The organism is Streptomyces gamaensis (assembly GCF_042656465.1).
Classification (GTDB): Bacteria; Actinomycetota; Actinomycetes; order Streptomycetales; family Streptomycetaceae; genus Streptomyces; species Streptomyces gamaensis.
This window is the reverse complement of the sequence record NZ_JBHSPB010000017.1, coordinates 1-17,299: the sequence shown is the minus strand read 5'-3', so window position 1 is coordinate 17,299 and position 17,299 is coordinate 1. Positions and strand designations below refer to the sequence as shown.

The 17,299-nt window shown below is 71.1% G+C and carries 15 protein-coding genes, 1 rRNA gene and 1 riboswitch; of the genes, 3 read left to right on the top strand and 13 right to left on the bottom strand.

Annotated features, from left to right (window positions below; all coding sequences use genetic code 11):
- Positions 1–108 precede the first annotated feature (108 nt).
- On the bottom strand, positions 109–1,611 hold the full coding sequence (locus ACFP1Z_RS24610; RefSeq protein ID WP_390319530.1) for a glutamate-cysteine ligase family protein: 1,503 nt from the start codon (positions 1,609–1,611) through the stop codon (positions 109–111).
- 495 nt (positions 1,612–2,106) lie between these two features.
- Here ACFP1Z_RS24610 and ACFP1Z_RS24605 point away from each other — a divergent pair, with 495 nt between their 5' ends.
- Positions 2,107–2,679: a hypothetical protein gene (locus tag ACFP1Z_RS24605; RefSeq protein WP_390319528.1), complete on the top strand. Its 573-nt coding sequence runs from the start codon at positions 2,107–2,109 to the stop codon at positions 2,677–2,679.
- Positions 2,680–3,002: 323 nt separating this feature from the next.
- Positions 3,003–3,200 (top strand): DUF5999 family protein, encoded by a 198-nt coding sequence (locus tag ACFP1Z_RS24600; protein WP_390319527.1) that lies wholly within the window; start codon positions 3,003–3,005, stop codon positions 3,198–3,200.
- A gap of 78 nt (positions 3,201–3,278) precedes the next feature.
- Here the strand turns inward: ACFP1Z_RS24600 and gcvP are convergent, their stop codons facing one another.
- Positions 3,279–6,173 (bottom strand): aminomethyl-transferring glycine dehydrogenase, encoded by a 2,895-nt coding sequence (gene gcvP, locus ACFP1Z_RS24595; RefSeq protein WP_390319525.1) that lies wholly within the window; start codon positions 6,171–6,173, stop codon positions 3,279–3,281.
- A gap of 190 nt (positions 6,174–6,363) precedes the next feature.
- Positions 6,364–6,470: riboswitch (glycine riboswitch) on the bottom strand.
- A 144-nt stretch (positions 6,471–6,614) separates the two neighbouring features.
- On the opposite strand from gcvP, the gene ACFP1Z_RS24590 reads away from it, so the two are divergent.
- Positions 6,615–7,007 (top strand): PRC-barrel domain-containing protein, encoded by a 393-nt coding sequence (locus tag ACFP1Z_RS24590; protein WP_390319524.1) that lies wholly within the window; start codon positions 6,615–6,617, stop codon positions 7,005–7,007.
- Here the strand turns inward: ACFP1Z_RS24590 and ACFP1Z_RS24585 are convergent.
- The 11 genes from ACFP1Z_RS24585 to rrf form a co-directional block, all read right to left on the bottom strand.
- Positions 6,908–8,344 (bottom strand): DNA polymerase IV, encoded by a 1,437-nt coding sequence (locus ACFP1Z_RS24585; RefSeq protein ID WP_390319522.1) that lies wholly within the window; start codon positions 8,342–8,344, stop codon positions 6,908–6,910. The genes ACFP1Z_RS24590 and ACFP1Z_RS24585 overlap by 100 nt on opposite strands.
- A 71-nt stretch (positions 8,345–8,415) precedes the next feature.
- On the bottom strand, positions 8,416–9,027 hold the full coding sequence (locus ACFP1Z_RS24580; RefSeq protein ID WP_390319520.1) for a MerR family transcriptional regulator: 612 nt from the start codon (positions 9,025–9,027) through the stop codon (positions 8,416–8,418).
- Between the two features lie 198 nt (positions 9,028–9,225).
- Positions 9,226–9,699 (bottom strand): bifunctional nuclease family protein, encoded by a 474-nt coding sequence (locus tag ACFP1Z_RS24575; protein ID WP_030874883.1) that lies wholly within the window; start codon positions 9,697–9,699, stop codon positions 9,226–9,228.
- Between the two features lie 52 nt (positions 9,700–9,751).
- On the bottom strand, positions 9,752–10,522 hold the full coding sequence (gene ftsR, locus ACFP1Z_RS24570) for a transcriptional regulator FtsR (protein ID WP_390319518.1): 771 nt from the start codon (positions 10,520–10,522) through the stop codon (positions 9,752–9,754).
- 17 nt (positions 10,523–10,539) lie between these two features.
- Positions 10,540–11,325 (bottom strand): FHA domain-containing protein, encoded by a 786-nt coding sequence (locus tag ACFP1Z_RS24565; RefSeq protein ID WP_390319717.1) that lies wholly within the window; start codon positions 11,323–11,325, stop codon positions 10,540–10,542.
- Between the two features lie 148 nt (positions 11,326–11,473).
- The gene (locus ACFP1Z_RS24560) at positions 11,474–12,505 is read right to left on the bottom strand and encodes a DUF881 domain-containing protein (protein WP_390319516.1); all 1,032 of its coding nucleotides are present in this window, start codon (positions 12,503–12,505) and stop codon (positions 11,474–11,476) included.
- Positions 12,506–12,510: 5 nt separating this feature from the next.
- A complete protein-coding gene (locus ACFP1Z_RS24555; protein ID WP_390319514.1) occupies positions 12,511–12,843 on the bottom strand; it encodes a small basic family protein in 333 nt (110 codons plus the stop codon).
- Positions 12,840–13,760 carry a DUF881 domain-containing protein gene (locus tag ACFP1Z_RS24550; protein WP_390319513.1) on the bottom strand — a complete coding sequence of 307 codons (921 nt, stop codon included), beginning with the start codon at positions 13,758–13,760 and terminating at the stop codon, positions 12,840–12,842. The genes ACFP1Z_RS24555 and ACFP1Z_RS24550 overlap by 4 nt, the downstream gene beginning before the upstream one ends.
- A gap of 112 nt (positions 13,761–13,872) precedes the next feature.
- Positions 13,873–16,368, bottom strand: a complete 2,496-nt coding sequence (locus tag ACFP1Z_RS24545) for a sugar phosphate nucleotidyltransferase (RefSeq protein WP_390319512.1) — start codon at positions 16,366–16,368, stop codon at positions 13,873–13,875.
- Between the two features lie 111 nt (positions 16,369–16,479).
- On the bottom strand, positions 16,480–17,088 hold the full coding sequence (locus ACFP1Z_RS24540) for a CDP-alcohol phosphatidyltransferase family protein (RefSeq protein ID WP_390319511.1): 609 nt from the start codon (positions 17,086–17,088) through the stop codon (positions 16,480–16,482).
- Positions 17,089–17,233: 145 nt separating this feature from the next.
- Positions 17,234–17,299: ribosomal RNA gene (gene rrf / locus ACFP1Z_RS33760) — 5S ribosomal RNA — on the bottom strand; the annotation flags it as partial.

Sequence of the window (17,299 nt, the reverse complement as noted above, 5' to 3'; positions counted from 1 at the left end):
GTGCGGAGCGGCGTGCCGTGCCTCGGGCCGGATCAGGCCGCCGGCCGTCGTCACAGCTTGCCCGACGGCCGCGGCGGGGTGCGGCAGGGGGTGGCGGGAGGGGCCGTGTCAGTCGCCGGGGCCCTCCGGCCAGGTGTGCACCGGCAGTCCGGTGCGCATCAGCTCGCAGTAGCGGCGGGTGGTGACGGCGAGCGCCTTGTCCCGGTCCAGGCCCCGCTCCAGGGCCCGGTGGTAGGCCGCGGCCTGCCAGGAGGCGCCGTTGACCCGGTGCCGGCAGCGTCCTTCGACGATGCCCAGGTAGCGGTCGCGGTCGGCTGGTTCGACCCCCCAGGCGTCGAGTCCGGCCGCCGCGAGCGGCAGCAGTTCCTCCTGGACGAGCCGTACGGCCGGTACCCGGGCCAGGGCCCCGTTGCGGCCGGCCTTCGGCCAGCGCAGCCAGGCGTCGATGCCGTGCCGGCAGGCGGTGTCGAAGTTGTCCGCGGCGACGGCGAACGGCAGCCGTGTCCACACCGGCCTGGGCTCCTCCGCGAGCGCCCTGACCAGGCCGTAGTAGAAGGCGGTGTTGGCGAGGACGTCGGGCACGGTGGGTCCGGCGGGCAGGACGCGGTTCTCCACGCGCAGGTGCGCGACCCCGTCGGCGACCGCGTAGACGGGCCGGTTCCAGCGGTAGACCGTGCCGTTGTGCAGCGTGAGTTCGGGCAGCCGGGGCGCTGCGCCCCCGGCGAGCACGCGCAGCGGGTCCTCGTCGTCGGAGATGGGCAGCAGTGGCGGGAAGAAGCGCAGGTTCTCCTCGAAGAGGTCGTAGGCGGAGTCGATCCAGCGCTCGCCGAACCAGGTGCGCGGCCGTACGCCCTGGGCCATGAGCTCGGGCGGGCGGGTGTCGGTGGACTGGACGAACAGCGGCGGCCGGGACTCGCGCCACACCTCCCGGCCGAAGACGAACGGGGAGTTGGCGCCGATCGCGATCTGCGCGGCCGCGACGGCCTGCGCGGCGTTCCACACGGCGGCGAAGCGGCCGGGGGTCACCTGCAAATGCAGTTGCACGGACGTGCAGGCGGCTTCGAGGATGATCGACGCGGCGGTGCGGGTCAGCCGCTCGACGCCCTCGATGTCGATGGCGATCTGCTCGCCGCGCGCGGCCATGACCTGGTCGTTGAGGAGCGTGTAACGGTCGGCCTCGGAGAGGTTGGCGAGGACCAGGTGCCGGTCCTGCAGGGTCGGCAGAATGCCGATCATCACGATCCCGGAATCGACCTCCCTGGCTTTGCGGTCGGCATAGGCGAGGGCCGTGCGCAACTCCTCGGCGAGCTGGTCCAGCACGCTCCCCTCAAGCCGGTGCGGGACAATGTTCACCTCAAGGTTGAAGCGGCCCAGTTCGGTCTGGAAATCCCCGCTGGCTATGCGCTTCAGCACTTCGGCGTTCACCATGCTCGGCGTCCCGTCGGAACCCGCCAGATTCAGCTCGATCTCCAGGCCCATGAGATTCCTGGGCCGGTCGAAACGCTTCTCCTCCAGCAGCACCCCCAGCACGTCGAGACACTGCCGGAGCTTGTCGCGGTGGTGCTGCCGGTCGGTGAGGCCGAACCCCTGGGACACGACCTTCTCCCCCATCGAAGCCCCTCCTCGCCCGGGTCGCCCGACGGCACCGGCCGCCCGTGTCCACGGTCGATGATGCCCGGGCGGGGCGATCCATAACGCCGCCGGCGCCGCGCACCCGGTAGGCTTCACCCGTCGCGCACTCCGGCACATTCCGACGGCATGCCACAGGCCCGCGGTCCCCGCAATGCGCTGGTGATAAACGCCGAAATGATCCGGCCTACCGCGCCTGCGAAAAGAGCCGGGGCAGCGGGCCTGCACAGGGAACGAAATCGCCGAAATCACCCGCCGAATCGGGCCGGAATATCCCCTTGCCGGAAATGCCCGCGACAGCTAGCCGAAACATCCCGTGAACACGTGTCGTATAAACTCCGGGTACGAGGGCAGAGAGACAGTCGTCCTGGTCCCCGGCAGTGCTTCCACTGCTCCGGCCCCCTCTGACCCCGCCCCGCTCGCGCCGTACGCACCTGCCCGGCACCACGTGTGAAGTGAAGTGAGAGGCGACCCACCATGCCGCTGCATGTCCCCGCTGCCCCCGAGCCCGCCCTGCGCACCGTCCTCGCCGCCCTCGGCTCCCCCTCCGCCGCACGGGCCGCCGGCACCGGCGCGCAGGGCCCGCTCACCCCCGAACTCCCGCTGCCCGTCCACGCGTTGGAGCAGGTCACCCGGCGGGGCGGCACTCCGCGCACCCGGCTCACCGGCTGGCGCTTCACGATCCGGGGCTACGGTCGCGCGGTGGCGGCCGAGACGGTGCTCACCCCGGACGGCTGGGAATTCTCGCACTTCTTCGGGGGCCCGTACCTCGCCTCCACCGAGCGGGCCCTGCGGCAGGCGGAAGCGCTCACGACCTCGTACCAGGTACGCCTGCTGTCCGTACCGGAGCTCTACATGCTCACCCTCTGGCTGCACGGTGACCCCACCGCCGACGCCGCCTCCACCCTGCCGGGCCCCGGGGACCTGCTGGTGCCGCTCGCGCCCGCCCCGCCCGGCATCGCCGCGCACCGCCCGCACCGCTTCAGCGAACTGCTGCCCGTGCTCACCCTGAGGCTCACGCCTCCTCCGCTGCTCAAAACACCGGCCTGAGCGGTTCCGGAGCGCGACAGGACGTCCACGCCGTGTGCCGATCGCGTGCACGGGGCGTACGCCTGCGCTCACGCCCGGGCGCCGTCGTGCGCCGGTCGCGGCGAACAGCCCCCGGTGTCAGCCCTGTTGACGGCAACCGCCCGCACGGGTGATGCGTCCTGTCGAGGTGAGGAGCTCTGCCGGGAAATCCCTGCGGAATCGCGTCCGTGGGGGAACACTGGTATCGACCAAACTATTCGCCAACGGGGGGCGGCATGACCGACGCATCGAGCCGCAGCAAGGCCACCACATCACCGCGAAAGTCCCAGCGAAAGAACCCTCCCATGTGCCAGCACCAGCCACCCTGCCCCTCCGCCGACTCCGCCGACCGGGAGGCCGCCCACCTCGTGGCGCACTTCCCGGAACAGGGCTGGAGTCTGCTCTGCAACGGCGTCCTCGTCTTCGAGGACACCGGCGAGCTGCTGCCGGACGGGCAGATCATCGCTCCGCACCGGCCGCTGGACGTGGTGAAGGCCGCCTGAGCGCACGCGCGCGTGACGTACGCCCGGGGCCGGTCCGGCGCATCCGCCGGACCGGCCCCGCACTCTGCTTGAAGGGCCTCAGCCCTCGTACTCGTCCAGCGGCGGGCAGGAGCACACCAGGTTGCGGTCGCCGTACGCGCCGTCGACGCGGCGCACCGGCGGCCAGTACTTGTCGGCGGCGGACACCCCGCCCGGGAAGGCCGCTTCCTCACGGCTGTAGGGGTGGTCCCAGGCACCGGCCACCGAGGCGGCGGTGTGGGGGGCGTTGCGCAGCGGGTTGTCGTCCTTGTCCCACTCGCCCGAGCCGACCTTGTCGATCTCCGCGCGGATCGCGGTCATCGCGTCGCAGAATCGATCCAGCTCGGCGAGGTCCTCGCTCTCCGTGGGCTCGATCATCAAGGTCCCGGCCACCGGGAAGGACATGGTCGGGGCGTGGAAGCCGTAGTCGATCAGCCGCTTGGCGACGTCGTCGACGCTCACCCCGGTCGCCTTGGTCAGCGGCCGCAGGTCCACGATGCACTCGTGCGCGACGAGCCCGCCCGGGCCGGTGTAGAGCACGGGGTAGTGCGGCTCCAGCCGCTTGGCGACGTAGTTGGCGCCGAGCACCGCGGCCTGCGTGGCGCGCTTGAGGCCCTCGCCGCCCATGAGCCGCACGTACGCCCAGGAGATCGGCAGGATGCCGGCGGAGCCCCAGGGAGCCGCCGAGACGGGCCCGACTCCGGTCTCGGGGCCCGCGGTGGGCTGAAGCGGGTGGTTGGGCAGGTAGGGCGCCAGGTGGGCGCGGACCGCGACGGGACCGACGCCCGGGCCGCCGCCGCCGTGCGGGATGCAGAAGGTCTTGTGCAGGTTCAGGTGCGAGACGTCGCCCCCGAACCGGCCCGGCCCGGCGAGCCCGACCAGCGCGTTGAGGTTGGCGCCGTCGACGTAGACCTGGCCGCCCGCCTCGTGCACCTGCTCGCAGATGCCGGCGATGTGCTCCTCGAAGACACCGTGCGTGGACGGGTAGGTGACCATCAGCACGGCCAGTTCCTCGCGGTGCTGCTCGATCTTCGCGCGCAGGTCGGCGGCGTCGACCTCGCCGTCCTCGCCGGTCCTGACGACGACGACTCTCATGCCGGCCATCACGGCGCTGGCGGCGTTGGTGCCGTGCGCGGAGGAGGGGATGAGACAGACGGTGCGCTGCTCGTCGCCGTTGGCGCGGTGGTAGGCCCGTACGGCCAGCAGGCCCGCGAGCTCGCCCTGGGAGCCGGCGTTCGGCTGGATCGAGACCTTGTCGTAGCCGGTGACCGCGGCCAGCCGCTCCTCCAGCTCACGGATAAGCGTGACGTAGCCCTGCGCCTGCTCGACGGGCGCGAAGGGGTGCAGCGCGCCGAACCCGGGCCAGGTGATGGGCTCCATCTCGGTCGTGGCGTTGAGCTTCATGGTGCAGGAACCGAGCGGGATCATGCCGCGGTCCAGCGCGTAGTCGCGGTCGGCGAGGCGGCGCAGGTAGCGCAGCATCGCGGTCTCGGAGCGGTGCTGGTGGAAGACCGGGTGGGTGAGGTAGTCGCCGGTGCGCAGCAGCCCGTCGGGGAGCGCGTCGGCGACCGCCGCGTCGAGCGCCTCGATGTCGTCCGGGCCCGTGCTCGCCCCGAACGCGGCCCACACAGCGGCGAGTTGCTCGCGGGTGGTGGTCTCGTCGCAGGCGATACCGACCTGGTCGGCGTCCACCTGGCGCAGGTTGACACCGCGTTCGCGGGCGGCGGCCACGACCTCGCCGGCCCGGCCGGGCACGCGCACGGTCAGGGTGTCGAAGAAGGCGTCGTGCACGATCTCGGCGCCGGCGCCGCGCAGGCCCTCGGCGAGCAGCGTGGCGTAGCGGTGGGTGCGCCGGGCGATGCCGGCGAGTCCCTCCGGGCCGTGGTAGACCGCGTACATGCCCGCCATCACGGCGAGCAGCACCTGGGCGGTGCAGATGTTGCTGGTGGCCTTCTCGCGGCGGATGTGCTGCTCGCGGGTCTGGAGGGCCAGGCGGTACGCCTTGGCGCCGTCGGCGTCGACGGAGACGCCGACGAGGCGGCCGGGCAGGCTGCGCGCGAACTTCTCGCGGACGGCCATGTAGCCGGCGTGCGGGCCGCCGAAGCCCATCGGCACGCCGAAGCGCTGGGTGGTGCCCACCGCGATGTCCGCGCCCAGTTCCCCGGGCGGGGTCAGCAGGGTGAGGGCGAGCAGGTCGGCGGAGACGGTGACGACCGCGCCGAGCTCGTGGGCCCGCTCGATGACGGGGCGCGGGTCGCGCACGGCTCCGGAGGCGCCGGGGTACTGCAGCAGGACGCCGGAGATCCCGCGGCCGGCGAGCTCCTCGGGGATGCCCGCGGAGAGGTCGGCGACGACGACCTCGACGCCGGCGGGTTCGGCACGGGTGCGGATCACGGCGACGGTCTGCGGCAGGGTGTCGGCGTCGATGAGGAAGACGCCGTCCTTGACCTTGCCCATGCGCCGGGACAGGGCCATGGCCTCGGCGGCCGCGGTGGCCTCGTCGAGCAGGGAGGCCCCGGCGGTGGGCAGGCCGGTCAGGTCGGCGACGACGGTCTGGAAGTTGAGCAGGGCCTCCAGCCGGCCCTGGGAGATCTCCGGCTGGTAGGGCGTGTAGGCCGTGTACCAGGCGGGGTTCTCCATGACGTTGCGCAGGATGACCGGCGGGGTGAAGGTGCCGTAGTAGCCGAGGCCGATCATCGGGGTGAGCACCTGGTTGCGGTCGGCGAGCGCGCGCAGCTCGGCGAGGACCTCGGGCTCGGTGCGGGCGGCGGGCAGCCGCAGCGCCTCGGTGCTCTTGATGGCGTCCGGCACGGCGGCGGCGGTGAGTTCGTCGAGCGAGCCGAATCCGACGGCGGCGAGCATCTTGGCCTGGGCGGCGCTGTCGGGGCCTATGTGGCGCCGCTCGAACGGAGTGCCGCGCTCCAGGTCCGTGAGGGAGATGCGGTGGGCTGTCATCTGCGGGGGCCTCCTGGGTCGTTGCGACCTGCGAGGGGTACCACGGCGCGGGTACCCGGACGGCCTCCCCCTCTGTCATCTCGACCTGAGAGCTTCACCGGACCGCTGGGAACTCGGCCGGCTTTCACCGTCGGTGAGGAAGGGCTTCGGCGTGGTGCCGGGCCGGGCCCGCCCTGCTTTCCAGAGTGACCTCACCCGTGCGGTACGTGTGCCTGAGAGATTCCGGGGAGGATTTGCTCCTTCGGCGCCCCGTCCGAGCCGGTGAGGGCTCTTGGAGGACTCTCCCGCACGGGGTCTGCGGCCACTGGCCAGACTACCAGCGAGTCCGTGGCCGAAACCGTCGAGTGGCCGGTTACCACTTTGTGGCTTTTCGTGGGTGTGAGCGGGCTCTTGGAGCGCCGCAGGGGGGCGGGGAGGCGGGTGCGATCCACGGGAGGAGCAGTGCAGAGCGACATCGATCCGCGGAGCCTGATCGGCCGCCGGGCCTTCGACCGGAACGGCACCCGGATCGGCACCGTGGACGAGGTGTATCTGGACGACGCGACAGGGGCGCCGGAGTGGGCGGTGGTACGCACCGGCCTGTTCGGCCGCGACACCTTCGTGCCGCTGGCTCCGAGCCGCGTGGCCGAGGGCGGGCTGTACGTTCCCTACGAACACGCGCTGATCAAGGAGGCTCCCGACTTCGGGGTGGGCCGGCATCTGTCCCCGGGACAGGAGCTCGCGCTCTACCACCACTACGGGCTGCCTCTCCCCGCGCCGCCCGCGAACGGCGCACCGTCCTCACCGCCCGGCGAGGACGGGGCGGACGGGGCGGACGCCTCAGGCAGCACCTGAGTCCCGGGCGGTACGAGCGGCAGCGGCTCGCCCGGAGCGAGCGCGGGGTCGTCGACGGCGAAGGTCCGTACTCTGCCGGGCTCCGACCAGGGCTGCTCGAAGCGGACCGTGACCCTGCCGAGCCCGCTGCCCTGGACCCAGCCGGCCCCGTACTCGGCGTGCACCACGTCCAGACCCGGCAGCCAGCGGCGCGGCCGCGGCGCCGCGGCCTCCTCCAGCGGCTCCTCCTCGGCGGCGCGCGCCCCGTCCTCGCCCTCCTGCTCGCTCGCGGCCTGCGCGAAGAGGTCCTCCTGGGTGTAGTCGGCGAGCCCGCTGACCCCGACGCCCAGCAGCCGGACCCCGGCGGTGGTCTCCACCGTCTCGATCAGCCGCGCGGCGGCCTCGCGCACCACCGCCGGGTCGTCGGTCGGACCGCGCAGGGTCTCCGAGCGGGTGAGCGTCGAGAAGTCGTAGCGGCGCACCTTGACGACGACGGTACGCCCGGAGCGGCCGGCCGCGCGCAGCCGCTGCACGCACCGGTCGGCGAGCCGCGCGACCTCCAGCTGGACCCGGGTGCGGTCGGTGAGGTCCTCCTCGAAGGTGTCCTCGACGGAGACGGACTTGGCGTCCCGCTCGGCGACCACGGGCCGGTCGTCGTGGCCCGTCGCCAGCGCGTACAGGCCCGCGCCGTGCGCCTTGCCCAGGAGCCGGACGAGCTCCGCCTCCCCCGCCTCGGCCGTCTCCGCCACGGTCGTGATCCCGGCGCGGCGCAGCGTCTCGGCGGTCGCGGGGCCGACCCCGGGGACGACACGCACCGGCATCGGGCCCAACAGCTCACGCTCGGTGCCGGGTTCGATGAGGACGAGGCCGTCGGGCTTGGCCTGCTCGGAGGCGATCTTGGCGAGCATCTTGGAGCCGGCGAGCCCCACCGAGCCGCTCAGTCCCGTGGCCGCCCGGATGTCCCGTCTCAGCCGCTCCCCCACGGCCCGCACCGCAGCGGCGGAGGGCTCGACGCCGCCCGCTTCGAGGTCGACGAACGCCTCGTCGAGGCTGAGGGGTTCGACGAGCGGCGACAGCCGGGCGAGCTGTTCCATGACCACGTCGCTGATCTGCCGGTAGAGGGTGAACCGGGGTGTCAGATAAGCGGCGTTGGGGCACAGCCGGCGGGCCTGGGCCGTCGCCATGGCCGAGCGCACGCCGAAGACCCGTGCCTCGTAGGAAGCGGTCGCCACCACACCGCGGGGGCCGATCCCCCCGACCACCACGGGCTTTCCCCGCAGGCTGGGCTTGGCCGCCTGCTCCGCCGAGGCGTAGAAAGCGTCCATGTCCAGATGCAGGATCGTCGGCGCACCTCTCACACCACCGATGCTGCCTCACACCACTGACAATGGCGCTGACCTGCGCTTCCCGGCCCGGCGGCCGGACGGGACTAGCCGACGCGGTTGCGGCGGCGGGCCAGTTCGTCGGCGGGGTTGTGCCCGATGAGCGTCTCCCCCGTGTCCAGCCGTTCGCCGTGCAGCTGGGACAGTACGTGCTCGACGTCGCGCCAGACGACGCCCACGGCGATGCCGAAGACGCCCTGGCCGCCCTGGAGGAGGTCGACGACCTCGTCGGGCGAGGTGCACTCGTAGACCGTCGCGCCGTCGCTCATCAGCGTCATCTGCGGCAGGTCGGCCATGCCGCGCGAGCGCAGGTGCTGCACGGCGGTGCGGATGTTCTGCAGGGACACCCCGGTGTCCAGCAGCCGTTTGACGATCTTGAGGACGACGACGTCCCGGAAGCTGTAGAGCCGCTGGGTGCCCGAGCCGTGCGCGGGCCGCACGCTCGGCTCCACCAGGCCCGTACGCGCCCAGTAGTCGAGCTGGCGGTAGGTGATGCCCGCCGCCGCGCACGCGGTCGGCCCCCGGTAACCGATGCGGTCGTCCCCCGGCACCCGCGGTGCGGTGACCGCCGGGACAGCATGACGGGGAGCCTGTTCGACCGCTCCCCCGTACAGCGGATACGGACTGCCGACCGCCGTCCCGTCGCCCATGCTTCTCACGCCGACCTCCGTCCTTGACCTGCCTTCCCGACGGTAGGCAGTCACCCGGGGTGCGTCAACGATCGCCACACTCGGCACGCCGAGTGATAATCACCCAGAGAGTGGTTTTCCGTGTCCCCGGGGCGGGAAAAGCGTTCTGGATGCGCTGCGGGGCATGGGGCAGGGACGGACGCCGCTCGCGGCCGCCGTCGGCGCGGCTCACTGGCTGTTGGTGCCGAAGTCCTCGGGCGAGATCTGGTCGAGGAACTCGCGGAACTTCTCGACCTCGTCCTCCTGCTCGTCCGGGATGGCGATTCCGGCGTCGTCCAGCACCCCGTCGCTGCCGTAGATCGGCGTGCCCGTGCGCAGAGCCAGCGCTATGGCGTCGGACGGCCGGGCACTGACCTCCACCCCGCTGGCGAAGACGAGCTCCGCGTAGAAGACACCCTCGCGCAGGTCCGTGATACGGACCTCGGTGAGCTGCTGCCCGACCGCCTCCAGCACGTCCTTGAACAGGTCATGGGTCAGCGGGCGGGCCGGAGCCATGCCCTGCTGGGCGAAGGCGATGGCCGTCGCCTCTCCCGGTCCGATCCAGATCGGGAGGTAACGGTCGCCTCCCACTTCACGCAGGAGCACGATCGGCTGGTTGGAGGGCATTTCCACCCGGACGCCCACGACATCGAGCTCGTTCACACAGCAACCCTAGGACGTGCCCGGCGGGTTTGGGTAGTCGGGCACTCGCCGCTCAGCGTCCGCGCGCCTGCAGCGCGGACCGCAGCAGGGCCGCGTGCAGCCGCACGGACAGCGCGGCCAGCTCCCGCGCGGTGGCCTCGGCATGGGCTCTGGTCTGCGGGTTACGGTGCCGCCGCAGCGGTGCGACCACTTGTTCGACCAGTCCGGCCTGGCGGTCGGCGGCGGCTTTCATGGCGCGAAGATGTCGTGGTTCCAGTCCGAACCGGCCCAGATCGGCGACGAGGCGGGCGAGCGCCACGCAGTCGGCGTCGAATCCGCCGTCCGGGTGGGCGGCGATCAGGCCGTACGACTCCCACTCGGCGAGCTCGGCCTCGGTGACTCCGGCGGCGCCCAGCAGCTCGGCCCGGCCGATCCGCGCGGCCGTACGGGGCGCGGAGGGCACCTCCGCGGCGGCGTCGACGGCGGTCCGGGGACCGGCCTCGCCCCCGTCGAGCGGACGCGCGGGGGCGGGCAGCCGGACCCGTTCCCCCCGGGCCAGGGCGTCCAGGTGCTCCTTGATGACCTTCAGCGGAAGATAGTGGTCACGCTGCAGGCGCAGGACCTGGCCGAGCCGCTCCACGTCCCGCTCGCTGAACTTGCGGTAGCCCGAGGGCGTGCGCTGCGGCTCGACGAGGCCCTCCGCCTCCAGGAAACGGATCTTGGAGATCGTGACCTCGGGAAACTCCTCCCGCAGCAGATTGAGCACCGTCCCGATGCTGACCAGCCGTCCTCCCGCACCGGCGGCACCGGAGGGACCGGCGCCGCCGGAAGGCATCCCAGGCATGACCCCTGCCCCGCGGGTCACATGCCGTGCTGGCTGCCGTAGAAGACCAGCCGGTACTTGCCGATCTGCACCTCGTCGCCGTTGGACAGGGCGGCCGAGTCGATCCGCTCACGGTTGACGTACGTGCCGTTGAGGCTGCCGACGTCGGTGACGGTGAACCCGCCCTGGACGCGGCGGAACTCCACGTGGCGCCGGGAGACGGTGACGTCGTCGAGGAAGATGTCGCTCTGCGGGTGCCGGCCCGCGGTGGTCAGCTCACCGTCGAGCAGGAACCGGCTGCCCGAGTTCGGGCCGCGTCGCACCACCAGCAGCGCCGATCCCAGCGGCAGCGCGTCGACGGCCGCCTGCGCCTCCGGGGACAGCGCGGGAAGCGCCGTCTGGCCGGTGGTCTCCGAGTCGTACGCCTCCAGGCCCGAGATGGAGATGGTCGAGGTCGTCTCCGACGCACGCTCCGCGACGGCTCCCGGCCGCAGCGGCGCACCGCAGTTGGAGCAGAACCGGCTGGCCTCGGCATTGCGATGGCCACACCTCGAACACACCGGCAAGGCAGATCCTCCACCCGCACTCGGGGTTGCTGGTGCCCCGAAACCTATGCGCCCGGCCTCGGCAGGGTCAACAGGGCCCGGGCCCTGCGCTCCCTGCTCGCGGAACATCGGACGGCTCTCCTGCGCCTCCCGGTCCTCCGCCTGCCGCGACGCCCGGTGACGGGCCGTGCCCTCCTGGCGTGCGCTCCTACCGAACAACTTCGCAAACAACTTCACGGGCGATTCCCCTTGACCGAAACAGACCCGCCCGTGGGGCAGGACAAACCCTCGATGCACACACCGTCCGACCTGGACGTCCTGATAACGTCCGCGGTCAACAGACAGTTTCCACCACGCACCCTCGACTTGGTGCGCCGACCCCCCGCAAGCTCGTGCTCTCCACGCGAGGCCACCGTGCCCACCCGCCTCACTGCGATGACGACCGAGCGTAGTCAGGCCGCTTCGCCGGGCGCAAGGCATCCACAACGATCTTCTCAGACCGGGTGACCGTCACGCCCGCCTGCTCCTTCTCCAGCGTCTGCACCACCCCGCCCGGGATGTTCAGCGCCGGCTCCAGGTCCTGCGGCCTGCCGATCACCTTGAACCGGTAGGGCTGCGCGACCTTCTTGCCGTCGATCTCCACCTTTCCCGCGGCGCCCGAGAAGTAGGTGCCGGCGACCACCCGGATGTCATTGATCTGGATGGCCTCCGCGCCCGCGGCCCGCAGCTCCTGGATGGCGTCCAGCAGCTTGTCGGGCTCCACGGAGCCCTTGGGGTCGCTCACCGTGAGCTCGATGCCGGGCCCCTGGGCGGCCACCGTACCCGCGAGCACCCCGAGTTGCTGCTCCTTCTGCGCGGTCTGCTTACGGGCCTCAGCGGCCTGGTTGGAGCTGCTCTCCAACTCGCTGCGCTGGCTCTCCAGACGGCGCTTCTCGTCCTCCAGCCGCGTGGTGCGGTTGTCCAGCTCGTCCAGGATGCGCACGAGGTCCTCCTGGCGGGCGCCGCGCAGCGCGCTGGTGTCGTTGGTCTGCCGGACCTGGATGGCCAGGCCCAGCCCGAGGACGAAGAGCAGCAGCGCCACAGTGAGCTGGGCCCGGGTCAGCCGGGGCGGCCAGAGTCCCTGGACCAGCCGCTGACGGCCCGTCAACGGCTCGGCGCCCTCTGCCCTGCCCTCCCGGTCCGACGGCTCCGCGGCCCCGGGAGGCGGCTCGGGGGACGGCTCGGGCTCCGCGGCGGAACCGGAGCCGGACTGCGTGGGCCCGGGCGCGGGCTCGTCGGACGGACGGTCCTGTTCGGGCCCCTTTCCAGCAGCGGGTTCCGGTCGTCCGGGAGGTGACGGCTGCTGCCCCTGCGTGCCCTTCTCCTCCGGCTGCCGCGGTGTGCCGGCCGACGAGGACTTCTGGTCCTGCTCCGGTTTCTCCGGTCCCCCGGGCCCGTCCGGCATGTCGTCGGTGCTCATCGGCCTCACGCCCGGAAGACATGCCGCCTGATGGCGGCCGCGTTCGAGAAGATACGGATGCCGAGGACGACCACGACACCGGTGGACAGCTGGGCCCCGACCCCGAGCTTGTCACCGAGGAAGACGATCAGGGCGGCCACCACCACATTGGACAGGAACGAGACCACGAAGACCTTGTCGTCGAAGATCCCGTCCAGCATCGCCCGGAGCCCGCCGAACACCGCGTCGAGCGCGGCCACCACGGCGATCGGCAGGTAGGGCTCGACCGCCGTCGGCACCACGGGACGGAGCACCAGCCCGACCACGACTCCCACGATGAGGCCCAATACGGCGATCACGATGTGCCCTTCCCTGTTCCGGTGCCGCGTTCTGCCGCGCCACCCTCTTGCGGCTGTGCGGTCCGTACGAGCAGGCTCGGCGCGGCCGGCAGCCGGACGTCGCCCTGAGCCGAAATGCTCGCGCGGACCCCGTAGTTCTGCTGCAGGACGTGCAGATACTGTCCGTCGGCGCTGCTCTCGAAAGCCTTGCCGAGCCGCTCCCCGTCCCCGATCGCCAGCACCGTGTAGGGGGGCACCAGCGGCTTGTTGTCGACCAGTATGGCGTCACCGGCGGCTCTGATCGCGGACAGCGCGGTCAGTCGCTGACCGTTGATCGCGATCGCCTCCGCGCCGGACTGCCACAGGCCGTTGACGATGCGTTGCATGTCACGGTCGCGCACCCGGCCGGTGTCGGAGAAACCGTTGCTCTCCCGCGGGCCGTTGCCACCGCTCTGCTTGGTCTGCCGGGCGTCGTCGACGACAAGCTTGATCCCGGGCCCGTGCACGGCGGTCGCCCCGGCGAGCAGCGCCACCAACTCTGCCTTGTCCCCGCCGTGTTTCTCCAGGACGTCACGCTGCTTGGTGCTGACGGCGTCCCGCAGGGCGTCGACGTTCTTCTGCAGCGTGTCCGCGGCCGCGGTCTCGTTCTGGATGCGGTTGATGAGCTGCTCGCGCTCCTTGGCCAGCGTCGGTGCCGATATCCGCGCCTGCGCCGCGCCGAGCGTCACCACCACCGCGGCGAGCAGCAGCGCGGCCGCGAGCCCCAACTTGGCCCGCAGCGTGGTCGGCAGCCCCTTGCCGCCCTCGCCCCGCCGGGCGGCGGCCTGCGCATAGCCGTCGTCGAGGCTGTGGTCCATCACATTGGTCAGCAGCGACATGGAGGCATCGGGGCGCGGCCGGGGCGATGCGGTGCTCCGAACGGGGGGCTGCTGCGACATGCCGCACATCGTCGCACGTCGCAGGCGTCGTCTCCCAATGGCCCCACCGGCGTGCCGGATCCCGGTGCCGGGAGACGACGCCCGCCGCGTACGGACGGCAGGGGTACGGGCGTCAGCGCCCGGCGCCGTCCACGACCGCGGACCACTCGTCGAGCAGTGCCTGTGCCGAGGCGTCGTCAGGGCCTTCCGCCCACAGATGCGTCACGGCCTCCGCCGGGTCGGGCAGCACCATCACCCAGCGCCCGTCGGCCTCGACCACCCGCACGCCGTCGGTGGTGTCCACCGAGCGGTCCCCGGCGGCCTCGACGACGTGCCTCATGACGAGTCCCTTGACCGCCCACGGGGTCGCCAGGTCGCGGCGCAGCACATGGGCCCGCGGGATACGGGCGTCTATCTGGCTGAGCGTGAGCTGGGTACGCGCCACCAGACCGATGAGACGCACGAACGCGGCCGTGCCGTCGAAGACGCTGCTGAACTCCGGGACGATAAAGCCACCGCGTCCGTCCCCGCCGAAAATGGTCGTCTCGGCCCGCCCGACCCTGGTCAGATCGTCCGGCGAGGTCGTCGTCCACTCCACCTGCGTACCGTGGTAGGCGGCCACCTGCTCGGCGATGCGGGTCGTGGTCACCGGCAGCGCCACCCGGCCGCTGCGCCGCTCGGCGGCGACCAGGTCGAGCAGGACGAGCAGGGCCCGGTCGTCCTCCACGATGCGGCCGCGCTCGTCCACCAGCGAGATCCGCTCGCCGACCGGGTCGAACCGCACACCGAACGCGGCACGGGCCGAGGCCACGATCTCTCCGAGCCGTACGAGTCCGGAGCGGCGGGTCTCGGCGGTCTCGGTCGGCCGGGACTCGTCGAGCCCGGGGTTGATGGTGAAGGCGTCGACGCCGAGCCGGCCGAGGAGGCTGGGCAGCAGGAGACCGGCGCTGCCGTGCGAGGCGTCGACGACGACCTTCAGCCCCGCCTCGGCCACACCGGTGGTGTCCATGGAGCGCAGCAGGGAGCTGGTGTAGGAGTCGTAGACGCTGGAGGGGAAGGTGAGGTCCCCGATTTCTCCGGGGAAAGCGCGGCGGTATTCCTGACGGGCGTAGACGCGGTCGAGTTTGCGCTGCCCGGCCTGCGAGAGGTCGGCGCCGCGTTCGTCGAAGAACATGATGTCCACCGAGTCCGGGACGCCCGGCGTGGTGCGGATCATGATGCCGCCCGCGCTGCCGCGCGCGGTCTGCTGCCGTGCCACCGGCAGCGGCACGTTCTCCAGGTCGCGTACGTCTATGGCGCTGGCCTGGAGTGCCGAGATCACCGCGCGCTTGAGAGCGCGCGCGCCCCGGGAGTGGTCACGCGCCGTGGTGACGGTCGACCCCTTCTTGAGCGTGGTGGCGTAGGCACCGGCCAGCCGTACCGCGAGCTCGGGCGTGATCTCCACATTGAGGATGCCGGACACCCCTCGGGCGCCGAACAGGTGCGCCTGGCCGCGGGACTCCCAGATGACCGAGGTGTTGACGAAGGCGCCGGCCTCGATGGTCTTGAAGGGATAGACCCGGACGTTGCCCTGGATAATCGATTCCTCACCCACGAGGCACTCGTCACCGATGACGGCTCCGTCCTCGATACGGGCGGCACGCATGATGTCGGTGTTCTTGCCGATGACGCAGCCGCGCAGATTGCTCTGCTGGCCCACGTAGACGTTGTCGTGGACGACGGCACGGTGCAGGAAGGCGCCGCTCTTGACGACGACGTTGGAGCCCACGACGGTGTGCTCCCGGATTTCGGCGCCGGCCTCGACCTTCGCGTAGTCGCCGATGTAGAGCGGGCCGCGCAGCACGGCCTCGGGATGGACCTCCGCCCCCTCGGCGACCCAGACACCGGGCGAGAGCTCGAAGCCGTCCAGGTCCACATCGACTCTGCCTTCGAGGACATCGGCCTGGGCCTTCACATAGCTCTCGTGCGTACCGACGTCCTCCCAGTAGCCCTCGGCGACATAGCCGTAGATCGGCTTGCCTTCCTTCATCAGCTGCGGGAAGACATCACCGGACCAGTCGACCGGAACGTCCGCCTCGACATAGTCGAAGATTTCGGGCTCCATGACGTAGATGCCCGTATTGACGGTGTCGGAGAAAACCTGCCCCCAGGTGGGCTTCTCCAGGAAGCGCTCGACCTTGCCGTGGTCGTCGACAATGGTGATCCCGAATTCGAGGGGATTGGGCACCCGTGTCAGACAGACAGTGACAAGTGCGCCCTTCTCCTTGTGAAAGCGGATCAGCTCGGTCAGGTCGAAATCGGTGAGGGCGTCTCCGGAGATCACCAGGAAGGCGTCGTCCCTGAGTGCTTCCTCAGCGTTCTTGACACTGCCCGCCGTGCCGAGCGGCTTTTCCTCGTTGGCGTAGGTGAGCTCCATGCCGAGCTCCTCGCCGTCCCCGAAGTAGTTCTTGACGAGTGAGGCGAGGAACTGCACGGTCACCACGGTCTCGGTGAGCCCGTGCCGCTTGAGCAGCCGCAGCACATGCTCCATGATCGGCCGATTGGCCACGGGCAGGAGTGGCTTGGGCATGCTTGAGGTCATGGGGCGAAGGCGTGTGCCTTCGCCGCCGGCCATCACGACGGCCTTCATGTCGGAAACGTCCTCCTTGCGAGACGACGGTCATGTCCGACTGCACGCGCCCGGGCGCCGTATCCCGGATACGGCGCCCGGCCCCGGTAAGGCTCTGCAACTACGGCGACGTCAGTCGGAGTGGCGATCCGCCTTCACGAGTCGGCGAACCTGAACCACGTAGAGGATCCCTGCCCACCAATACAGCGTTGTACCCCATCCGGCGAACGCCCATCCGAAAACGCGGGCAAGTTCGCACCACCATCCGTTCCCGTCGCTGAGAAGCAGCAACGGGAACGCGTACATGAGATTGAACGTCGCTGCCTTGCCGAGGAAGTTGACCTGCGGCGGCGGATAGCCATGGCGGCGCAGAATCCACACCATGACCAGCAGCATCGCCTCACGCGCCAGCAAGGTGACGGTCAGCCAGAGCGGCAGGATGTCACGCCATGTCAGCCCGACGAGCGTGGAGAGGATGTAAAGCCGGTCGGCGGCGGGGTCGAGGAGCCGGCCGAGGCTGCTGATCTGATTCCAGCGTCGGGCGAGCTTTCCGTCGAGGTAGTCGCTGACCCCGCTCAACGCCAGTACCAGCAGGGCCCATCCGTCACTCTTCGGCCCGCCGAACTCCGGCCGGAGAATCAGCCACAGGAAGAGGGGCACACCGGCGAGGCGGGCCATGCTGAGGATGTTCGGGATGGTGAGCACGCGGTTGGTCTGGACGCGCGTCTCCTGGACCTCCACCCGGGGGCCTCCTGTGGGGAACGTACTTGTCGATGCCCTCCGACCCTACCCGCAGTCATCGCCCGGGCATGCAGAGGGGTCCAAGAAATGCGAGAAAGCCCCGCCAGGAACCTCACGGCTCCCAACGGGGCTTTCCCCAACAATAGCTCGGCGGCGTCCTACTCTCCCACACGGTCCCCCATGCAGTACCATCGGCGCTGAAAGGCTTAGC

What these genes read in the sequence shown, in the direction of transcription:
- ACFP1Z_RS24610 (WP_390319530.1), bottom strand. Translation starts at nt 1,611, where the DNA reads ATGGGGGAGAAGGTCGTGTCCCAGGGGTTCGGCCTCACCGACCGGCAG.
- ACFP1Z_RS24605 (WP_390319528.1), top strand. Translation starts at nt 2,107, where the DNA reads ATGCCGCTGCATGTCCCCGCTGCCCCCGAGCCCGCCCTGCGCACCGTC.
- ACFP1Z_RS24600 (WP_390319527.1), top strand. Translation starts at nt 3,003, where the DNA reads ATGTGCCAGCACCAGCCACCCTGCCCCTCCGCCGACTCCGCCGACCGG.
- gcvP (WP_390319525.1), bottom strand. Translation starts at nt 6,173, where the DNA reads ATGACAGCCCACCGCATCTCCCTCACGGACCTGGAGCGCGGCACTCCG.
- ftsR (WP_390319518.1), bottom strand. Translation starts at nt 10,522, where the DNA reads ATGCCTGGGATGCCTTCCGGCGGCGCCGGTCCCTCCGGTGCCGCCGGT.
- ACFP1Z_RS24560 (WP_390319516.1), bottom strand. Translation starts at nt 12,505, where the DNA reads ATGAGCACCGACGACATGCCGGACGGGCCCGGGGGACCGGAGAAACCG.
- ACFP1Z_RS24550 (WP_390319513.1), bottom strand. Translation starts at nt 13,760, where the DNA reads ATGTCGCAGCAGCCCCCCGTTCGGAGCACCGCATCGCCCCGGCCGCGC.
- ACFP1Z_RS24545 (WP_390319512.1), bottom strand. Translation starts at nt 16,368, where the DNA reads ATGAAGGCCGTCGTGATGGCCGGCGGCGAAGGCACACGCCTTCGCCCC.